Below are 19,402 nucleotides of genomic sequence, written 5' to 3' on the forward strand. Positions count from 1 at the left end.
CTTCACTCAGTGGGGGTTCTCTTCATCCCCCACTGAGTGTTAGCCCGACCAATCGGGCTTTTACTGGCTGTTAATCTCCCACCTAAACTTCTTTGCTTCTCTCAAGTTTTGAGGTGGGAGTCTTACAGCCAGCTAATGCGGGATAAACTGAAAATGTTTGTTGTTAATAAAGGTGGTTTTGAATGAATAAGGCTCATATGCTTGCACAAGAAGAGGTTAAAGCGCTTAAGCTTTTTTTATGTTTAGTTTATGTTATTTTTTTAAGTACTGATATTGTATATTACTATATTATACAACCGAGGTGGAGACCTGATGTAGCTGAGGGAGGATTCCCAGTAGATGGATTAGGGGTATGGTTATATATTTTAGTATTACCGTTTTTATTGATAGGTATATATTGTATGAAAACAAGATACCTTTACGCAGTGAAATATATTATTTTAAGTGGATTTCTTTTTGTGGATTTGATTAATAATATAATGATTTATTCCGGAGCATCAAAACAATTCTTTTCGGGAAATTTAGTAGAACTATTTTTTGTATTTTCCTCTCCTTTCTTTGTGAGTAAGCGATATTTTTGGGCAGTAAATTTAGGGGTAATTGGAAAATACGCTATAACTGGAATTATATTGAAGACAAGTACAGTTATAGCTGGTATTACAATATGTATTGTACTGGCACTTGTATGTTGGATGCTTTTAGCTCGCTTCTATTCTTACGTGGATATAATTAAAATAACATCTATGAAAATGAAAGAAGCAGAAAGAATGGCAATCATAGGGAACATGGCAGCAGCTATTGGTCATGAAATTCGTAATCCACTAGCAGCATTAAAAGGCTTTACGCAATTACAAGCGGAACAGCATCCAGAAGAAGGTACATACTATACGATTATGACGCAAGAAATTGAGAGAATGAATGAAATTGTAAGTGAATTAATGGCATTTGGAAAACCGAAATCAAAGGAACATGAATTACATAATATACAAGGAATTATTTTATACGTGATACAGATTTTGGAACAATTTGCGTCTAAGCAAGGCATTACAATAAAAACAGATTTCCAAAAGTCATTGCCAAAGATATATTGTGATGAAACACAAATGAAACAAGTTTTTTTAAATTTAATAAAGAATGCAATTGAGTCTATGCAAAATAGTGGGAGTGTTATCGTTTCTGTATTTGCTAGTCAAACGGTAATGAAAGTTAAAATCACAGATATGGGCTGTGGGATTGTAGAGAGTAAAATTCCTCAGCTAGGCGAAGCTTTTTATACAACGAAAAAAAGTGGAACAGGGCTAGGTTTGATGATTACCTATAAAATTATTGAAGAACATGATGGAACAATTCAATTTACAAGTAATGTTGGTAAAGGAACGACGGTTGAGGTGACATTACCAATTAAATGAAAATATATATACTCCGATTATGTAAAATAAGGGAATAATTCGAAAGGCTAGGAAGAGATTTCTAGTCTTTCTCTTATTGGGATGTATAAAATTATTTATCATTACTTTGAGATAGATAGTAATAACGAAACGATTAAGCTAATAGTAAGCTTTGAATGTATGTTGCTAATAAAGGTGGTTTTGTATGAATAAGGATCATATCTTAATCCAACAAGAGATGAAAGCTCTTAAATTTTCTTTAAAGTTATTTTATAGTATTTATTTTTTTTACGAATTTTTGTCTCTATATGTTTTACCTAAGATGAGATTAATTAACACTCCGATGGGTATTCCGGATGATGGACTAGGTATTTGGTTATATATCTTAGTAATTTTATTACTAGTTATTGGCCTAGGCGTTCAAAAGGATTATCCGTATGCTGTGAAATATGTCATTTTTATTGGATATATTGTAATAGATTTTATAAATCTTATTTTAATGTATTATGGAACAGATAAAAGGTTTATCTCAGGAAATATAGTTGAAATTTTTCTTATTTTCTTCGCACCTCTCTTTGTGAATAGATACTATTTTTGGTGGATAACCGGAGGGGTACTTATGAAGTATATTATTATTGGTCTTGTTTTAAAAACGAATGTTGTTATGGTTCCGGTTGCATTATGTTCTATATTTGCTTTTATATGTTGGGTTATTTTAGTACGTGTCCAAGATTATATAAATGCACTTGAAACGGTACATACACAAATCAAACAAACAGAAAAATTAGCGATAATTGGAAGGATGGCTACTGCCATTGGTCATGAAATTCGTAATCCACTAACAGCTTTAAAAGGCTTTACAAAGCTACAGGCAGAAAAACATCCAGAGGATCGTACATACTATGACATTATGACACAAGAAATTGAACGTATGAACGAAATTGTCAGTGAATTAATGTTGTTTGGAAGGCCAAAATCGAAAGAGTATCAATTACATAGTATAGAAGAAATTATTTTATATGTAACTCGAATTGTTGAACAAGCTACTTCTGGACAAAAGGTTACTTTAAAAGTGGAATTTGATAAGAGTTTACCAAAAGTGTATTGTGACGAAAGGCAAATGAAACAAGTCTTTTTAAACTTATTACGAAATGCGATTGAAGCAATGCCAGCTGGTGGAGACATTGTCATTTCAGGTGTTGTAAGTAAAGACATGATGAATATCCGTGTTAAAGATACAGGTTGCGGAATTGTAGAAAGTGAAATTCCGAAAATTGGTGAAGCATTTTATACAACGAAAGAAAGTGGAACAGGTTTAGGTTTAATGGTTACGTATAAAATTATTGAAGAACATGAAGGGACAATTCAATTTATGAGTAATGTTGGTGAGGGTACTACTGTTGAATTGAGTTTACCTATTCAGTAAGAAGTACATGTATCAAAAGGCTAGAATAGAATTTCTAGTCTTTTTCTTGTTGGAATGTATAATATTATTTATCATTATTTTAGAATAAACAATAGTAACGAAATAATTAAGTGAATACTAAATTTAAAACGTATATTGCTAATAAAGGTGGTTTTGTATGAATAAAGATTATATGTTTGCTCAAGAAGAGATAAAAGCACTTAAACTTTTTTTTATTTTATTTTATGTTACTTTTTTAGGGAATGATATTATATACTACTCTTTTATAGTACCAGAGCCACAACTAGATAAATATGTTTTTCCAGATGAAGGACTAGGTGTATGGTTCTATATTTGGATGGCATTAGTAGCCTTCATATGTATATCTTTAATGAAAACTAGATATCTGCGTGCGATAAAATATATTTTATTTATTGCTTTTATTTTCCTTGATTTCATTAATAATATGCTCATGTACTACGGGACAACTAAAGTATTTCTTGCAGGAAATTTAGTAGAGGTATTTTTTATTTTTTTCTCACCGTTCTTTGTTAATAAACGTTATTTTTGGATAGTAACAACAGGGATAATTGGGAAGTATGCGTTAGTTGGGGTTATTCTACAGACAACAACGGTTATGGTCGCTATTACGTTATGTTTTATATTTGGAGTAGTATGTTGGTTACTTTTAATACGTTTTCAGTCATATATTGAAACCATTGAACAAGTACATATAAAAATGAAGGCAGAAGAGAAGTTGGTTGCACTGGGAAGATTAGCAACAGCGATTGGGCATGAAATTCGCAATCCATTAACAGCTTTAAAGGGTTTTACAAAATTACAAGCAGAAAAATATCCAAGGGATCATACATACTACGACATTATGACACAAGAAATTGAACGTATGAATGAAATTGTCGGTGAATTAATGTTGTTTGGAAAACCAAAATCAAAAGAATATGAAATGAATGACATAGAAGAAATTATTTTATATGTGATTCAAGTAGTGGAGCAATCCGCGTCTAAACAAGGGATTACTATACAAACAGATTTCCAAGAGTCTTTATCTAAAATCAACTGTGACGAAAAACAAATGAAACAAGTCTTTTTAAATTTAATTAAAAATGCAATTGAAGCGATGCCGAATGGAGGAAATATTTTTGTTCAGGCTGTTGTTAATAAAGATGAGATACATATTCGAATTACTGATACAGGTTGTGGAATTCCGGAAGGTAAAATTCCAAAATTGAAAGAAGCTTTTTATACAACAAAAGAGCATGGAACAGGTTTAGGTCTAATGATCACATCTAAGTTTATTGAAGAACACGAAGGTAAATTGCATTTTGAAAGTAGTTTGGGAGTAGGGACAACGGTTGCGTTGACATTGCCAGTTTATAATAAAAAGAAATTTTCTTAATGTAAAGGAGGAAAGTTCTTTTGTATTGCATGACTTTCTATGAAAAACATATGAGACATCTTTGTTTTATTATAAAGTTGTTTTATAATAAAAATTAACATTGTTTAAGTTTAATATTAAATTTGATAGATTTTATATTTGCTGAGAATCAAATATTGATTAGGTTTATTTTACTATATTGAGAGGAAGAAGGAGGATATGAAGAAACAATTGAATGACACTATTTTAGAAAGTGAAGAAAAGCAATCAATGCACTGGTTTTTGTCTTTATTTATTCTTATAATGGCTTGCTATGATTTGATTTGTTACTACTTTATACCCAAGTATATCCCTTATGGGGTGGAAGATTTATCGAATGCCATGGGTTATTGGTTTTATGTGGGGATGTTAATTAACATTCCTATCTTTTGGTACTTGAAAAAAATAAACAAACAAAGGTGGATAAAATATATAATATTTTTAGTATATATAGTTTTAGCGCTTTTAAATGATATATTTTCATACTGGAATAACCCCCTAAACTATAGGAATGGAAATATAGTAGAACTTTTTGTGCTTTTATTCACCCCAATATTCGTGAATATCAGATTCTTTTATTTTGTATACGGAAGTTTAATTGGAAAATATATCGTAATCGGTGCTGCATTACAAACTTTTGTTGTTATGGCCCCTGTAATCTTTATAACGATACTTTCAAGTATTGCATACATTTTATTGAAGCGTTTTCAAATGCATGTTCAAGCAGTTGCAGATTCTTATGATAGGCAATTAGAAGCTCTTGTAAAAGGTGTTATTGCCACATTAGAATTAAAAGATCCTTACACAAGGGGACATAGTGAAAGAGTTGCAAATTATGGATTAATGCTTGCTAAAGAAATGAAACAATTTGATAAAGAGGACTTAAAAATGTTCTATAATGCCTGCTTACTCCATGATATTGGTAAAATTCACATTCCAGATTCTATTTTAACAAAACCTGGTAGATTAACAGGAGAAGAGTTCGAAATTATAAAAACGCATCCGGTTGTTGGAGAAGAAGCAATTAAAAATGTAACGGGATTACAAGATGGACTACCCGTTATTCGCTCACATCATGAACGCTGGGATGGAAACGGTTATCCAGATCAATTAGCTAGAACAGATATCCCAATTTTAGCGAGAATAACAGCGATTGCAGATGCTTTTGATGCAATGACGTCATCTCGTTCATATCGATCGGCGCTCTCGTTGGAAGAGGCTTATCAAAGAATAATTGATGGAAGTGGTACACAATTTGATCCAGGCTTAGTAGAAATATTTCAAAGAGTATACCCGAAATGGGTAAAGTTTCATCATGATTGTTCGTATTTACAGGAGAATTCTAAAAAAAGTGAATTGAAGGAGGTGACATGAAATGGAAACTAAACAAGAACAAGTAGTGGTACGATATGGTTGGTGGAATATGTTCGGATCTTGGTAATATAGCTTTAGATTAAAAAAGGTCCTAAAGCTATAAACAAGTATAGCTGTATCCTCTTTAGATATTCAGTAAGAAGAAATCATTAAATTTGATGGACTCGTTGCTGTTTATCTAAAGGGGATTTTTTATTCTATATTAGAGAAAATTAGGTATTCACCCATCCCACCCAATGTGCATACTGTACTTATGTAATGAAACCGCTGTAAAAGGAGTGGTAAGACAGTGACAGGGAAAATTATAAATTATTACGCAGGTGGGAATACTGCCAGAGGTTTTTATAGCTTATATGAAGAAAATATAGTGGGGTTAGAGCGATTATTTATTTTAAAAGGTGGACCAGGAACAGGGAAATCTTCATTGATGAAAGCGATAGGTAGAGCATGGATTCAAAAAGGATATGACATTGAATTTCTTCATTGTTCGTCTGACAATAATTCAATTGATGGTGTTATTATTCCTGCTTTGAAAGCGGGAGTTGTAGATGGTACAGCACCTCATGTTATTGAACCGAAGGCACCTGGGGCAGTGGAGGAATATGTGAATTTAGGTGTTGCTTGGGATTCGAAAAAGCTGAAAGAAAGTAAAATGACGATTCAGCAGTATACAGCAGAAGCGAGTAAACATTTTCAATCGGCGTATGCTTGTTTTCGAGAAGCGTTAGCGGTTCACGATGAGTGGGAGAAGTTTTATATTGATAACATTGATTTTGAGAAAGCAAATGAATTAACAGAGAAATTAATTCAAACATTCTTCGGTAAGGAATCTCATAAGAAACAGGCAATTGTGAAACATCGTTTTTTAGGAGCGGCAACGCCAAAAGGAGCGGTTGATTTCGTTCCGAATTTAACTGAGGACGTGAAAAAACGGTATTTCATTAAAGGGCGTCCAGGCTCTGGTAAATCAACAATGTTAAAGAAATTAGCTACAGCTGCGGAGCAAAAAGGATTTGATGTAGAAGTGTATCATTGTGGTTTTGATCCGAATAGCTTGGATATGATTATTGTAAGAGAATTAGGATTTGCAATTTTTGATAGTACTGCACCGCATGAATATTTCCCTTCACGTGAGGGCGATGAAATTATTGATATGTACGATTTAATTATTACGCCAGGAACGGATGAGAAATATGAACAGGAAATTCAAGATGTGTCACTGCGATATAAAGAAAAAATGAGCGAAGCAATATCATATTTAGCAAAAGCGAAAATGGTTCGAGATAAGCTAGAAAAAGTTTATATTGCTGCAATGGATTTTGAAAAAGTAGACAAATACAAAGAAGAAATTCAAAAAGAACTAGAGAGTATCGCAAGTTTTTCAAAGCAAACAAAATAACATACAATAGGAGCTAGGCAGCTATTTCTTTTCAGCCCGTATCTAGCTACGACTCCTAAGCACTCGAGCCACAAGCTAATCCTTTCTGTGGCAAACTGAGCCACGCCAAGGCTTATCTTGTGCTTGTCGTGCTTGAACAGTCGTCTTCGCTTTTAAATGTAAAAGCCCGATTGGTCGGGTTAACAATCAGTGAGGAATGAAGAACCCTTCACTGATTGAAGTTTCACTTTATGTAGAAGTAGCTGTCTATTGCAGAGGTTTGAATGTGTCAATTATACACATAAGTTAATGTCGAATTTCCAAGGAAATAATCAAAAAATGAGAGTGGAATATATGAGAGAGAAAATTTTAGAAGAGTTGTGTCGAATTGAAAGAGACCACAATGTAAAAATTTTATTTGCAGTAGAATCAGGAAGCCGCGCTTGGGGATTTCCGTCAACTGATAGTGATTATGATGTACGGTTTGTTTTTTGCCATTCTGTAGAGTGGTACTTATCCATTGATGAGAAACGTGATGTAATTGAATGCCCTATTAGTGACGCGCTAGATATAAGTGGTTGGGATATTCGTAAGGCCTTGCAATTATTTCGGAAGTCCAATCCGTCAATATTGGAATGGATTCATTCGCCAATTTCGTATCGTCAACAATTAGATTTTCCAGAGCGTTTACAACAAATAGCATATGATAGTTTTAATAAAAAGGCAGTTTTATATCATTATTTACATATGGCATCGAAAAACTATCGGCTTTTTTTACAAAAAGAAAAAGTGAAATTGAAAAAGTATTTTTATGTCCTCAGGCCATTATTTGCTTGCAAGTGGATAGAGGAAAAAGGGACTTTACCACCGGTTGAATTTGAAACATTAATGAATGAAGTTAAATTGCCAGCAGAAATCGTAAGTGAAATACAAGTTTTACTGCAACAGAAGAAAGCAGGAGCAGAGCTTGATGATGAAAAGCAAGTGAAGATATTGAACTTGTTTTTGGAGCGACAAATTGATTACTATGAACAGTATGCGAAAAAATTAGAAAAAGGACAGGAAGTACATGTAGAAGAACTAAATGAATTATTCCGTGAAATCGTATGTGGATCGGAATGTAGCCACTGATTAGAGTAGTGGTTTTTTTGTATGTTTTTTATTATTTTAGTATAACAAATCCGGAGAAGGTGCAGTTTTTTATTGCTCTCTGAATTTTCGATATACATATATTAGATATTAATAATGTTTTATGTGTCTCTCTTGATTAGAAGTTATTACTTAAGATGAAATACAAAATTGCTATATAAAGAAATCCTTTATAAATAAGCATTTTCTTTTTTGTGAAATAAAAGTTGATTATAAAAATATAACCAACTTTTATTACTAGGTCATAAAAGTTGTTGACAATATAGAAAGTCTACTGATATCATTCAACATGTGGAAAGGTTGATAAAGAGTAAAAAGAGAAATGTTTTTCAATGAATAATAAAAAGTAAGAGTGAGTATAAATTAAGATAGTGATAAAGAGAATCATTATCAAATATCAATCTGGAAGCAAGATTATGTATACAAAGTGCGAAAGCGCGGCATAAGAAAGGGGCAAAAAGATGAAAGATCTTCATACGTTTGGATGGTATGCAGCACGCGTATCCCCGCATTTGCCGAAGAAAGCGTTTAAGCCAGTTCCAGCTAGGTTATTTGGTGGACTAGCTTATCTTTTAATTACGGTAGCGGGATTTTTAGCAATCGGCTTATTTGACTTACATGTATGGGCAAATATCGGGATTGCGGTTGTATTAGGATTATGTTTTGCGTCACTTGGATTTTTAGGTCATGAAATTTTGCATGGTACAGTTGTACGAAAAGCATGGTTACGCGACTTTTTAGGAGCGATTGCATTTATGCCGTTATCAACTGGTCCTAAATTATGGAGAAAATGGCATAATTTAACTCACCATGTTCATACGCAGCATGATGAAAAAGATCCAGATGCATGGCCTACATTGGAAAAGTGGAAAAAGAGTAAGTTTTTACGATGGGTATATCGTCTTCCATTACATGTTCGTTCTTTTTTCAGTTTTGCATCGTTAACAATTCAATTTACACTGCATTCGTCTCGTATGTTCTTTCAGTTCATTAAAGAATTTAAGTCAGCAAGTAGACCATCTGTATGGTTCCAGCTTCTTTTGCCTTGGACTGTATGGATTAGCTTATTGTTCATTATGGGTCCTGCAAAATGGTTTTTTGCTTATGTAATTCCATTATTAATTGCAAACTTTATTGTAATGGCATACATTTCTACAAATCACCGTTTGAACCCAGTTACACCTGTTAATGACCCATTAGCAAATTCTTTATCAGTTACAGTGCCGCGTTGGGTAGATGTTCTGCATTTCAATTTCTCATATCATACTGAGCATCATTTATTCCCAGGTATGAGTTCAAAATACTACCCGTTAGTAAAAGAGAAAATTAAAGAAATGTGGCCAGAACGCTATCACGAAATGCCGATGGGGAAAGCGTTAGCGACACTTTGGAAAACGCCACGTGTATATTATCAAGATAATGAATTAATTGACCCACATAAAGTACACGTATACGGCTCTTTAGGGAATGGGCTAGATCCTGAAAATATAGAATATCGCACTAAGGATTTAGAAGAAGAAAAGAAAATGAACGGTTTAAAAAACGGCTAATAAAAATGTTTGAATCAAATTTGTAGATGAAATATCTATATAACCCTCACAACCTTTATATAATATGAAACGTAAAAAAACACGAACTTGCTTGCAAGTTCGTGTTTTTTTACATGGAAACTTCTTTTTGTTGATTATTTTGCACATTGACTTTGTTTTTTCGTGCCATTCTTTTTTCTAGTAGATGTACAAGGTATGTAAATAACAAAACAAGCACGAGGTAGTAAAACCCAACGATCATATATGTTTCAAGCTGTTGGTAATTTGCTGCCGCTTCAGATAGAGCAGAGCCCCATAGCTCAGAGGTTCCACCTATATAGGCAACAAGTGAAGAGTCTTTTAACCCAATAATGAATTGATTACCAAGTGGTGGAATGGATAAACGAAATGCTTGTGGCAAAACAATTCTTCGCATTGCGAGTGGATAAGACATTCCTAGTGATCTAGCTGCTTCTAACTGTCCACGATCAACAGATTGAATGGCTCCTCGGAAAATTTCCGTAATATAGGCGCCGCCATGAATTGCTAAAGCGATTGTTCCTGCCCAGAATGGAGAAAGTACAATGATAGAAGTAATCCCAAAATAGAGAATCATAATTTGGACAATAAGCGGTGTTCCGCGAATAATCGCAATATACACTTGAGCAATGCCATTTAAAATTTTACTGTTGGAAATACGGAAAAAAGCAAATATGAGTCCGATCACACAAGCAAGTGCTAAAGATGTAATCGTTAATTGTAGTGTCAGTACGACAGCTTTTAAAAATATTGGATATGTAGAAGTAAAGATTTCAAGCATAAAGGTCCCCCCTCATATAGTGAATGAGAATGTCCCGTTACATATTAACGGGACATCAATTAAAGTTTATTTTGTATCTGTTTCTTCTCCAAGAATGTTACGACCAAACCACTTTTTACTGATTTTTTCATATGTCCCATCTTGAATAATTTCATCTAAAGCTTTATTTACTTTCTCTAGTAGTTCTTTGTCCTCTTTTCGAACAGCAATAGCCATTTCGTCTAATGATAGAGGCTTTCCAGCATCTTTAATATTTGATTTTCCTTCTTTCATGACGCGAAGACCTACCATCTGATCTGTGACAACAGCGTCTACACGACCAGGCTCTAAATCCATAATTGCAGTAAGATCACTATCATATTCTGTAATTTGATCTGTATGCTCTGCGACAAGATCTTTAAATGTGCTTGCTTTTACTACACCTACTTTTTTCCCTTTTAAATCTTTTGCTGATGAAATGGAATCGTTATTTTCAGAAACGAAAATTTGTGCACCAGAGCGGTAATATGGATTCGTAAAGTTTACTGCTTTTAAACGTTCTTCCGTAATCGCCATACTTCCTAAAATGACATCATATTTCTTTGCATCTAACCCTTGGATTAACGTTTCCCACGGATTGGTAACTGGAACAGGCTTCATTCCCATCTTCTTCGCAAGAGCTTCGCCAATTTCAACATCAAACCCAACAAGTTTTCCGTTGTCTTTATAATTAAACGGCTTATATAATCCACTCATTGCATAGCGGAACTCTTTTTTTCCATCAGCTGAATCTGAGCTTGTTTCTTTACTACAGGCACCTAATAAGATAGAAGAAAATAATGTGAGTACGGTAAGAATTGCAAACACTTTTCGTTTCATTCAAATCCCCTCCATTTTCTTTATATAATGTTGCGTAAAAATTGTTTTGCTCGTTCACTTGATGGTGCGGTGAAAAATTGTTCTGGCGGTGCATCTTCAGCAATTTGTCCGTCATCCATAAAAATAATGCGGTCAGCTACATCTCTAGCGAAACTCATTTCATGTGTAACAATAATCATCGTCATTCCTTCTTCAGCAAGCTCTTTCATAACTTGTAGTACTTCGCCAACAAGCTCAGGGTCAAGGGCTGAAGTTGGTTCATCAAATAACATGACCTTTGGATTCATCGCAAGTGCCCTTGCAATGGCGACACGTTGTTTTTGCCCACCTGATAATAAATCTGGTGTAACATCGGCTTTATCTTGCAAGCCAACTTTTTTAAGTAACTCGTAAGCGAGTTCTTTTGCTTTTGCTTTTTCTAGTTTTTTGACGTGAATGGGTGCTTCTATGATGTTTTCTAATGTAGTCATATGAGGAAATAGATTAAAATGCTGAAAAACCATTCCAACATTTTCGCGGACGTTGTTTAAATTCGTAAGCTTTGGGTCAATTTGTTTACCTTGTATCCAAACTTCACCTTTGTCATACGTTTCTAAAAAGTTCAAACAGCGGAGTAATGTGCTTTTACCAGAACCACTGGCACCAATTAAAACAACAACTTCTTTTTCTTTTACTTGTAGATCAATCCCTTTTAATACTTGTAGTGAGTCAAATGACTTTACGAGATTTTGAACTTGAATCATACCAATCCCCCAATAACAATTTTTTATAAAATGCATCTTTTCTTTGTTATTAGGGATAAAACGTCAAATTCCTTTATTTTTTTCTCAAATTTGTGTTTTGTGCTTTCAAAAAACTTATTTTTAGAGGGTGAGTATATGGAAGAGAAGGATTTTCTTGCTTTTATCCCGCTATTTGCGGACTGTAAGACTCCCACTTCAAAACTTGAGAGAAAACGAAGAAGTTTAGGTGGGGGATTAGCAATCCGTAAAAGCCCGATTTGTTTAACTAACGCTCAGTGGGGATGAAGAACCCCCCCACTGAGTGAGGTTTCACTTTATTGAATTCCAAAAAAGATATTTTAATAATCATTTTATGTATATATAATAAAAATAGGAATAGTAGTATATAGACGTTGTTTATGTGATATAAGGTGACCTGCAATTAGTGGGACAAATAGGGGGAGTTACAAATGAGAGATGAAAAAAAACCTTTTTCATTCGGCTTACGCATACAGCTTATGCTATTTACGACAATATTAGCATTCATTACATACTCAACAAGCGTGGTATTTATTTATGTTTTGTATGACTATGTAGATCAGTATGTAAATCAAACATTGTATAACATTGTAGTTATGTTGCTAGGTGTTATATGGTCTGGTATTTTAGCATATTTCGCAGCAGATTTTCTAATTAAGCCGTTACGAAAATTAGAGGAAGCAGCACACAAAGCTGCAGAGGGTGATATTCGTGAAGATGTCCCTCTTCCAAAGACAGATGATGAAATTCGTTCTTTAAGTGTAGCTTTTAATACAATGCTTAGTAATTTACGCACGATGGTAAAAAATATTGATACAACATTTACGTATACAAATCATCATGTGGAACAAATTCGTGAGCAAACAAGTGAAGCAACAAAACAAGCGCAAGGTGTATCAGAAACACTTTCTGAAATTTCATTAGGGGCAGAACAATCAGCAGCATCTATTCAAACCATTGTTTCGACAGTGGATAAGACAATATCAATTGCAAGTGAAGTGGAAGAGAAGGCAAACCATTCGAATCAGTTATCAAGTCAAATGGTACAAGCGTTAGGACAAAGTACGAAAGTATTTGTTTCTTTAATTGAAGGAATTCAAACGTTAGCAAAAGAAAATGAACAATCTATGCAAAGTGTACAAAAGCTAGAAGAGCATACGAAACAAGTGGGGCATATTGTTTCGTTAGTTAGTGAAATCGCTAGTCAAACGAATTTACTAGCGTTAAATGCATCAATTGAAGCAGCGCGCGCTGGAGAGCATGGAAGAGGATTTGCAGTTGTTGCAGAAGAAGTTCGAAAGCTTGCTGATGAAAGTGCAAATTCAGCTCAAAATATTTCACGATTACTTCATGATATGCAAACAGAGGTAGATCACGTTGCAAAGCAAATGACAGGACAAGTGAAAACAGCGAGGGAAGAGGCAAAGCGAGGTGCAGCAACTGAACTAATCTTAAAAGAGATGAGTTCAAGCATTATAGAAGTAGCAGAAGCCATTCAGTTAATTAGTAAATATATGAATGAGCAAATGGAACAGATTCATGAGACAGGTATACAAACAAAAGAAGTAGCTGCGATTGCTGAAGAAACATCAGCAGGATCACAAGAAGTAACGCGTGTAACACTGAAACAATCTGAGAATATGGTATTAATTGATCAACTATCAAAAGAGTTAGAAGAGCGATCAGCAGAATTAAAGAAGACAATCGAACAATTTATGGTATAAGGAAGAACGATTTACTGTTCTTCCTTTTTCTTTTTGCCAAGCGGTGGAATACTTTGAGGAAAACGAAATACATCATAAGGATCATAGGAAGTTTTTACTTCTCTTAATTTTGTAAAGTTGGTTCCATAATACGTAGTTGGCCAATCTTTAATATTTAAATCAGGCCAATTTACATAGTCACCTTTTGTATAAGGTAACATGTCATCTCTTAGATGCTTAATCCAATCCATATTGATTTGTTCATCGCAATCGTTATTCCAGGAAGTAATATATTCTTGAGCAATGATTGCATTTCGGTGGAAATATGCTGTTTGATGAGGAAAAATGTCTTGAACAGCACCAATTAATGACTGATGCCAAATACTTGCATTAGGACTTGGGGCATGTTCTAAAAAACGCTTTAATATATGAATGCCTTTAACAGTACTCCAACAGAAGTCTCCTTCCTCAAGCGCGTGCAGGACATAGTCCAGTAGTAGGGAGGGGATGAATGTTGGTCGTGCACAGCACGAATTTTTGTTTCCTTTTCCTGTAACTTTATGTATACTAGTAAAAAAAAAGGAACGTACATTCGTTTTTGTTTGTAGGAATTTGAAACACTACAATGAAAAATAAGGAGGGTGATGACAATGTTGCTGAGCCAAAAGTATGAAATTTTTCCCACGAAAGAACAGAAAGACATGTTAGAACGTTGGCTACAATATTGTCGTCAAACCTATAACTCTGCTCTTTTAGATAAACAGAGAAAATATAAAGAAAATAAGCAAGTGTATACACGTTCTGACATGCAAAAGCAACAAGTAATCGATAAGAAGAGATATCTTTTTCTGAAAGAAGTGCCATCACAGCCCTTACAAGAAGTATTTTTACGACTCAAAAAGGCATATGATGGCTTTTTTCGTGGAGATACAAACTATCCCAAATTGAAAACATATAAAGACTACAATAGTCTCACGTTCCCTCAATTTGGATTCAAATCGAATGGGAAACACCGCTTTGCAATGTCATTTTCAGATGACGGAAAGTTATATAACAAACAATTAGGGGAAATAGAGATTCATCTGCATAGGCAAATAGAAGGGCTAATCAAACAGTTGATTTTATTTTCTTGATATTATGAATAATTTCAAATATAGCAGTATTCATATGAGAAAAAGCTAAAGAACTAACTTACAAAATTGTAATACTTATGTAAGTTAACTCGATAGTTGAGAGAACACTATTTCTATATACTGAACATGGTAGAAATGATAAAAACTATAGGAGTTTGGTATATATGAAAAAATTAGTAAGGTTAAGTTTAGCGGCAGCAATTTCTATGAGTGCTTTAACAGGTTGTGGATTATTAGGAGAAAAAGCGAATGGTTTTGTATTATATGGAACTGAAACACAAGTACAAGCAGTTGCGGATAAAGAAAAGCCCGCTGAAAAAGATATGTATAAGATGAAAGTTGTAAATATTGACGATAAAAAAGTGCTTGTTATGGATCAAAAAACAGCGGATGAGCTAATGAAAAAGGAACTATTAAAGAAAGTAGAGAATGATAAAACGACAGCAATTGATAAATTACCAACAGTAACAGAAAATCAAGGTGTATTATTTGCGAAAGAAGAAATGACAAATGTAGCTCTTGATGGGTATGCGTTAAAATATGAAGGAAATGTAATCATCGGTGATGGTCGTTCTTATGCGGATATGTTTGCCGTTGTAGAGAACGGGAAATATGCAAGTGTGAATGGCGAAGAAACGACAGTAGGTGTACTGAAGTTTGAAAAAGACCCAGCAAAACAGATACCTAAAGGTGATGAGGTAGACGCACAGCTTGTGAAAATTAAAGAATAATGAAATTAAAAATAAGGTAGCTCATATAAGAGCTACCTTGTTTTTGATTATAAAATTTTTGTCTTAATTCTTTTTGAAGTGATTTTAACGGATGCATGAGGAACGATATGTTCAATCCAATTAAAGAATAGGTCCTCATCGAATGAATCAACAGGTATTGCTAGCAATTCTTCTTGCTGTGCATTGGAAAGAACAATGTAATCTCCAGAAGATCTCAGTTTCTCTAAACGTTCTCCCTTTTGGAACTTTCTTCTTTCACAATTCACGAAAGCAATTTCAGAAATATTTACTTTCCAAGCATTGTACATCGTTACATACTCAATGGATCCTCGTTTTAATTGAACTGAGGTTGCTCGTACTTCGCGATAATTCTTTTGTATAATCCACACTAAAACGGTAATGAAAGTAGCGATCAATAAGATTTCTATGAAACTTTTATCTTTCACATGAAAAATGGCAAACCCAGTTAATAAAATAGAGCTAATTAGTCTCATATAATGAAATGAAGGACTAAATTCATAGATTGTCTCTTCACTTATCATTGCAAGTTCGTCATCATTACTTCCAAATTCAATTGCACGTTCAATATGCTCTTCGATTTCATATGCGTTTGCTTTTTCATAGCCTGTAAATGCTTCTATTTCTGCTGTGAATCCCGATTTCATTTTTTCTTTCTGTACACGAGCAACAGCTGTTAACTCTCCTTGTTCTTTCCAAGGAAGGTGGTCGCTCGTAAACTTTGTTACATAGTAAATCCAATTCGTACCATCTTCATCTTCTCGCTCGCATTCTGTCCAAAGTGTATGTTTATTTGGAAGATGTTTAAATTTACCTTCCAGTAACATTTCTTCGATTTGTCCAAGGACAAGCTGGTGTTGTGTTTTATATAGAGACGGGAATAAGTCTTCTTGCTCCATAAGTTGTAACTGTACTAGTAAAAAGCTACGTGTTTCAGAGGACTTTGCATATGTTTCATATATAGTTGGCCCAGCTTCAACCCCTCTTCTTGTTAATGAGATAAGAGCGCTACATGCAATCCAATCATCTTTTGCTAATAGTAATTGATTGAGAAAATGTTTTGTTTGAGAGTCTTGTAAAAATCCCATTACTCCGCAGTACATACTTAATTCCGAACGGAGTGGCAAGTACATATCACTCCACTGCTGATAGGCTTTTTCAAGACTATATTCTTTCTCATATAAGCCGTAACTTTTATATAGAGTTTCCGCTTTTGCTAACACTGTATGTTGTAGTAGTGCTTGATCTGACAGGGTTAAATTATATTGTTTATGTAGTAACAGTTGTAAAAGTTCCGGGAAAATATATTTGCCAATGCCATCTATGTCTTCGAGTAACCAAAATGGAACTGTCACATGTTCATCGCAACTACGTGCTAACTGTAGAAATACTGGAATTCCTTTATAGTCATCGATATTTAATAAGGTTTCAAAAGTAACTTCTTTTGCTCTTGGTGAGAAATTTGAAAAATGTTGTTGTATAGGCGCAATCATACTTTCATTAGCATATTTATTTACAAAAGACATGATACAAAAGCTTGGATCATCTTGTTCATTAAACGGTTTTGGATATGATTCACATGCAGCTTCAATGAGCTGCACTAGTATAGGAATTGATAACGTATTTTCTTCTATATTATGTAAATCAAGCATCGCTTGATAACGAATGTTAAAGTTGTTATCTTGCATGGCTGCACACAATTTCTTTATTTTCAAAGATAGTAACATAAGCCCTCCATATAGCTTTAGAATTGTAAGATATCCTTTAAGATAATGGATTTCATATGTATAAGCAACAAAAACCTTATGATAATAGAAAGTATAGTCATCGATGTTTTTAGCAGGGAAGAGTAATAGAACTTTTCATAATATAAGATGAGAAAAATTGAAATTTTTCATGTTGGAAAGCGAATAACAAGTTCTAATAAAAAACGTTGCAAACTCTTCATATTTTGTTATGATAGTGTTACGAAAACGTTTGCATTATTTCATGCATGAGGAGAGAGACAATATGATGAACAAAACTTGGTGGAAAGAAGCAGTCGCTTATCAAATTTATCCTCGTAGTTTTATGGATTCAAATGGTGACGGTATTGGCGATTTACAAGGTATGATTTCAAAGTTGGATTACTTAAAAGACTTAGGGATAGATGTAATTTGGATTTGTCCAATGTACAAATCACCGAATGATGATAATGGTTATGATATTAGTGACTATCAAGAAATTATGGACGAATTTGGTACGATGGCTGATTTTGATCAATTATTAGAAGAAGTTCATAAGCGCGGAATGAAACTTATTATTGATTTAGTTATTAATCATACGAGTGATGAGCATCCATGGTTTATTGAATCTCGTTCTTCTAAAGATAATCCAAAGCGTGATTGGTACATTTGGCGTGACGGAAAAGATGGAAAAGAGCCGAATAACTGGGAAAGTATCTTCAATGGTTCAGCTTGGGAATATGATGAAGAAACAGATCAATACTACTTACATTTATTCTCACGTAAGCAACCAGATTTAAACTGGGAAAACGAAGAGGTTCGTGAAGCTTTATATGACACAGTAAATTGGTGGTTAGATAAAGGAATTGATGGCTTCCGCGTTGATGCGATTAGTCATATTAAAAAAGAAGATGGCATGAAAGATATGCCAAATCCAAAAGGTTTAAAATATGTTTCTTCTTTCGATAAACATATGAATGTAGACGGTATTCAGCCACTTTTAGAAGAGCTAAAAGAGAGAACTTTTTCTAACTATGATATTATGACGGTTGGTGAAGCAAACGGTGTGAAAATTGAAGATGCTGAGCTTTGGGTTGGAGAAGAGAACGGCAAGTTCAATATGGTATTCCAGTTTGAACATTTAAGTTTATGGGATGCAGAAAAGAAGAAAGAGCTTGATGTTGTTGGACTAAAAAAGGTATTAACAAAATGGCAAAAAGGTTTAGAGAATAAAGGTTGGAATGCATTGTACATTGAGAATCATGATAAGCCACGTATCGTATCTACTTGGGGAGATGATGCGCAGTATTGGCGCGAAAGTGCAACAGCATTAGGAGCATTGTACTTCTTTATGCATGGGACGCCGTTTATTTATCAAGGTCAAGAAATTGGTATGACAAATGTTCAATTTCCAAATATCGAGGATTATGATGATGTAGCAGTTAAAAATTTATATCGCGAAAAAATCGCAGAAGGTGTTTCGCATAAAGAGATGATGGAGATTATTTGGGCATCTTGCCGTGATAATTCACGTACACCAATGCAATGGAATAAAGAAGAAAACGCTGGGTTTACAACAGGTACACCTTGGTTTGGTATGAATCCAAATTACAAAGATATTAATGTTGAAGCGCAAGAAGCTGATTCCGAATCTATTTTAAACTTCTATAAAAAGATGATTCGTCTGAAAAAAGAGAATGAAGTATTTAATTATGGCACGTATGATTTATTGTTAGAAGAAGATCCACAAATTTATGCATATACACGTACGCTTGGTGAGGAAAAAGTAATTGTAATTAGTAACATTTCAAAGAGTGAAGCAGTATATGAAGAGGAAGCATTCGCTCTAGAATGCAATCGTTTGCTTTTAAATAACTATGAAGTAGCAAATCATGAAGCAACAACAAAAATTGAATTAAAACCTTATGAGACAAGAGTTTATCGTATTTCTTAATAAAAAGGATGCTAGAAATAGCATCCTTTTTATTAAAAATTT

Annotated in this window: 15 protein-coding genes and 2 pseudogenes; 12 read left to right on the forward strand and 5 right to left on the reverse strand. The window is 34.0% G+C overall.

Annotated elements, in window-relative coordinates; translation table 11 throughout:
* Nucleotides 1–182: 182 nt before the first annotated feature.
* The 7 genes from BAMA_RS11345 (at nucleotide 183) to desB (ending at nucleotide 9,679) form a co-directional block, all read left to right on the forward strand.
* Entirely contained in the window at nucleotides 183–1,409 is a 1,227-nt protein-coding gene (locus BAMA_RS11345; RefSeq protein ID WP_034639085.1) for an ATP-binding protein, read from the forward strand.
* A gap of 184 nt (nucleotides 1,410–1,593) precedes the next feature.
* A complete protein-coding gene (locus BAMA_RS11350) occupies nucleotides 1,594–2,814 on the forward strand; it encodes an ATP-binding protein (RefSeq protein ID WP_034639086.1) in 1,221 nt (406 codons plus the stop codon).
* A 157-nt stretch (nucleotides 2,815–2,971) separates the two neighbouring features.
* On the forward strand, nucleotides 2,972–4,210 hold the full coding sequence (locus BAMA_RS11355) for an ATP-binding protein (protein WP_034639087.1): 1,239 nt from the start codon (nucleotides 2,972–2,974) through the stop codon (nucleotides 4,208–4,210).
* 198 nt (nucleotides 4,211–4,408) lie between these two features.
* On the forward strand, nucleotides 4,409–5,602 hold the full coding sequence (locus BAMA_RS11360; protein ID WP_034639088.1) for an HD domain-containing phosphohydrolase: 1,194 nt from the start codon (nucleotides 4,409–4,411) through the stop codon (nucleotides 5,600–5,602).
* A gap of 289 nt (nucleotides 5,603–5,891) precedes the next feature.
* On the forward strand, nucleotides 5,892–7,001 hold the full coding sequence (locus BAMA_RS11365) for a PRK06851 family protein (RefSeq protein WP_034639089.1): 1,110 nt from the start codon (nucleotides 5,892–5,894) through the stop codon (nucleotides 6,999–7,001).
* A gap of 333 nt (nucleotides 7,002–7,334) precedes the next feature.
* Nucleotides 7,335–8,111: a nucleotidyltransferase domain-containing protein gene (locus BAMA_RS11370; RefSeq protein WP_034639213.1), complete on the forward strand. Its 777-nt coding sequence runs from the start codon at nucleotides 7,335–7,337 to the stop codon at nucleotides 8,109–8,111.
* Nucleotides 8,112–8,590: 479 nt separating this feature from the next.
* Nucleotides 8,591–9,679, forward strand: a complete 1,089-nt coding sequence (desB, locus tag BAMA_RS11375; protein ID WP_034639090.1) for a Delta(10) desaturase DesB — start codon at nucleotides 8,591–8,593, stop codon at nucleotides 9,677–9,679.
* 109 nt (nucleotides 9,680–9,788) lie between these two features.
* Here desB and BAMA_RS11380 read toward each other — a convergent pair whose 3' ends face one another.
* From BAMA_RS11380 to BAMA_RS11390, 3 genes are all read right to left on the reverse strand, one after another.
* Nucleotides 9,789–10,478 (reverse strand): amino acid ABC transporter permease, encoded by a 690-nt coding sequence (locus BAMA_RS11380; protein WP_034639091.1) that lies wholly within the window; start codon nucleotides 10,476–10,478, stop codon nucleotides 9,789–9,791.
* Between the two features lie 66 nt (nucleotides 10,479–10,544).
* On the reverse strand, nucleotides 10,545–11,336 hold the full coding sequence (locus BAMA_RS11385) for an ABC transporter substrate-binding protein (protein ID WP_034639092.1): 792 nt from the start codon (nucleotides 11,334–11,336) through the stop codon (nucleotides 10,545–10,547).
* 20 nt (nucleotides 11,337–11,356) lie between these two features.
* A complete protein-coding gene (locus BAMA_RS11390; RefSeq protein WP_034639094.1) occupies nucleotides 11,357–12,079 on the reverse strand; it encodes an amino acid ABC transporter ATP-binding protein in 723 nt (240 codons plus the stop codon).
* A gap of 135 nt (nucleotides 12,080–12,214) precedes the next feature.
* Here BAMA_RS11390 and BAMA_RS24895 point away from each other — a divergent pair, with 135 nt between their 5' ends.
* Nucleotides 12,215–12,364 carry a hypothetical protein gene (locus BAMA_RS24895; protein WP_200874678.1) on the forward strand — a complete coding sequence of 50 codons (150 nt, stop codon included), beginning with the start codon at nucleotides 12,215–12,217 and terminating at the stop codon, nucleotides 12,362–12,364.
* Between the two features lie 164 nt (nucleotides 12,365–12,528).
* Entirely contained in the window at nucleotides 12,529–13,821 is a 1,293-nt protein-coding gene (locus BAMA_RS11395) for a methyl-accepting chemotaxis protein (protein WP_034639095.1), read from the forward strand.
* An 11-nt stretch (nucleotides 13,822–13,832) separates the two neighbouring features.
* Here BAMA_RS11395 and BAMA_RS24005 read toward each other — a convergent pair.
* A pseudogene (locus BAMA_RS24005) lies at nucleotides 13,833–14,243 on the reverse strand (BBE domain-containing protein); the annotation flags it as partial.
* A 201-nt stretch (nucleotides 14,244–14,444) separates the two neighbouring features.
* Between BAMA_RS24005 and BAMA_RS11405 the strand changes: the two are divergent.
* Both BAMA_RS11405 and BAMA_RS11410 read left to right on the forward strand, forming a co-directional pair.
* A pseudogene (locus tag BAMA_RS11405) lies at nucleotides 14,445–14,924 on the forward strand (RNA-guided endonuclease InsQ/TnpB family protein); the annotation flags it as partial.
* A gap of 173 nt (nucleotides 14,925–15,097) precedes the next feature.
* On the forward strand, nucleotides 15,098–15,664 hold the full coding sequence (locus BAMA_RS11410; RefSeq protein WP_034639098.1) for a lipoprotein BA_5634 family protein: 567 nt from the start codon (nucleotides 15,098–15,100) through the stop codon (nucleotides 15,662–15,664).
* Nucleotides 15,665–15,711: 47 nt separating this feature from the next.
* Here the strand turns inward: BAMA_RS11410 and BAMA_RS11415 are convergent, their stop codons facing one another.
* The gene (locus BAMA_RS11415; protein ID WP_034639099.1) at nucleotides 15,712–17,409 is read right to left on the reverse strand and encodes a hypothetical protein; all 1,698 of its coding nucleotides are present in this window, start codon (nucleotides 17,407–17,409) and stop codon (nucleotides 15,712–15,714) included.
* Between the two features lie 229 nt (nucleotides 17,410–17,638).
* Between BAMA_RS11415 and BAMA_RS11420 the strand changes: the two genes are divergently transcribed.
* Nucleotides 17,639–19,360 (forward strand): glycoside hydrolase family 13 protein, encoded by a 1,722-nt coding sequence (locus tag BAMA_RS11420; RefSeq protein WP_415782951.1) that lies wholly within the window; start codon nucleotides 17,639–17,641, stop codon nucleotides 19,358–19,360.
* The last annotated feature ends 42 nt before the right edge of the window (nucleotides 19,361–19,402 follow it).

Source organism: Bacillus manliponensis (assembly GCF_000712595.1).
GTDB classification, from domain to species: Bacteria; Bacillota; Bacilli; order Bacillales; family Bacillaceae_G; genus Bacillus_A; species Bacillus_A manliponensis.

What these genes read in the sequence shown, in the direction of transcription:
- BAMA_RS11345 (WP_034639085.1), top strand. Translation starts at nt 183, where the DNA reads ATGAATAAGGCTCATATGCTTGCACAAGAAGAGGTTAAAGCGCTTAAG.
- BAMA_RS11350 (WP_034639086.1), top strand. Translation starts at nt 1,594, where the DNA reads ATGAATAAGGATCATATCTTAATCCAACAAGAGATGAAAGCTCTTAAA.
- BAMA_RS11355 (WP_034639087.1), top strand. Translation starts at nt 2,972, where the DNA reads ATGAATAAAGATTATATGTTTGCTCAAGAAGAGATAAAAGCACTTAAA.
- BAMA_RS11360 (WP_034639088.1), top strand. Translation starts at nt 4,409, where the DNA reads ATGAAGAAACAATTGAATGACACTATTTTAGAAAGTGAAGAAAAGCAA.
- BAMA_RS11370 (WP_034639213.1), top strand. Translation starts at nt 7,335, where the DNA reads ATGAGAGAGAAAATTTTAGAAGAGTTGTGTCGAATTGAAAGAGACCAC.
- desB (WP_034639090.1), top strand. Translation starts at nt 8,591, where the DNA reads ATGAAAGATCTTCATACGTTTGGATGGTATGCAGCACGCGTATCCCCG.
- BAMA_RS11380 (WP_034639091.1), bottom strand. Translation starts at nt 10,478, where the DNA reads ATGCTTGAAATCTTTACTTCTACATATCCAATATTTTTAAAAGCTGTC.
- BAMA_RS11385 (WP_034639092.1), bottom strand. Translation starts at nt 11,336, where the DNA reads ATGAAACGAAAAGTGTTTGCAATTCTTACCGTACTCACATTATTTTCT.
- BAMA_RS11390 (WP_034639094.1), bottom strand. Translation starts at nt 12,079, where the DNA reads ATGATTCAAGTTCAAAATCTCGTAAAGTCATTTGACTCACTACAAGTA.
- BAMA_RS24895 (WP_200874678.1), top strand. Translation starts at nt 12,215, where the DNA reads ATGGAAGAGAAGGATTTTCTTGCTTTTATCCCGCTATTTGCGGACTGT.
- BAMA_RS11395 (WP_034639095.1), top strand. Translation starts at nt 12,529, where the DNA reads ATGAGAGATGAAAAAAAACCTTTTTCATTCGGCTTACGCATACAGCTT.
- BAMA_RS11410 (WP_034639098.1), top strand. Translation starts at nt 15,098, where the DNA reads ATGAAAAAATTAGTAAGGTTAAGTTTAGCGGCAGCAATTTCTATGAGT.
- BAMA_RS11415 (WP_034639099.1), bottom strand. Translation starts at nt 17,409, where the DNA reads ATGTTACTATCTTTGAAAATAAAGAAATTGTGTGCAGCCATGCAAGAT.
- BAMA_RS11420 (WP_415782951.1), top strand. Translation starts at nt 17,639, where the DNA reads ATGATAGTGTTACGAAAACGTTTGCATTATTTCATGCATGAGGAGAGA.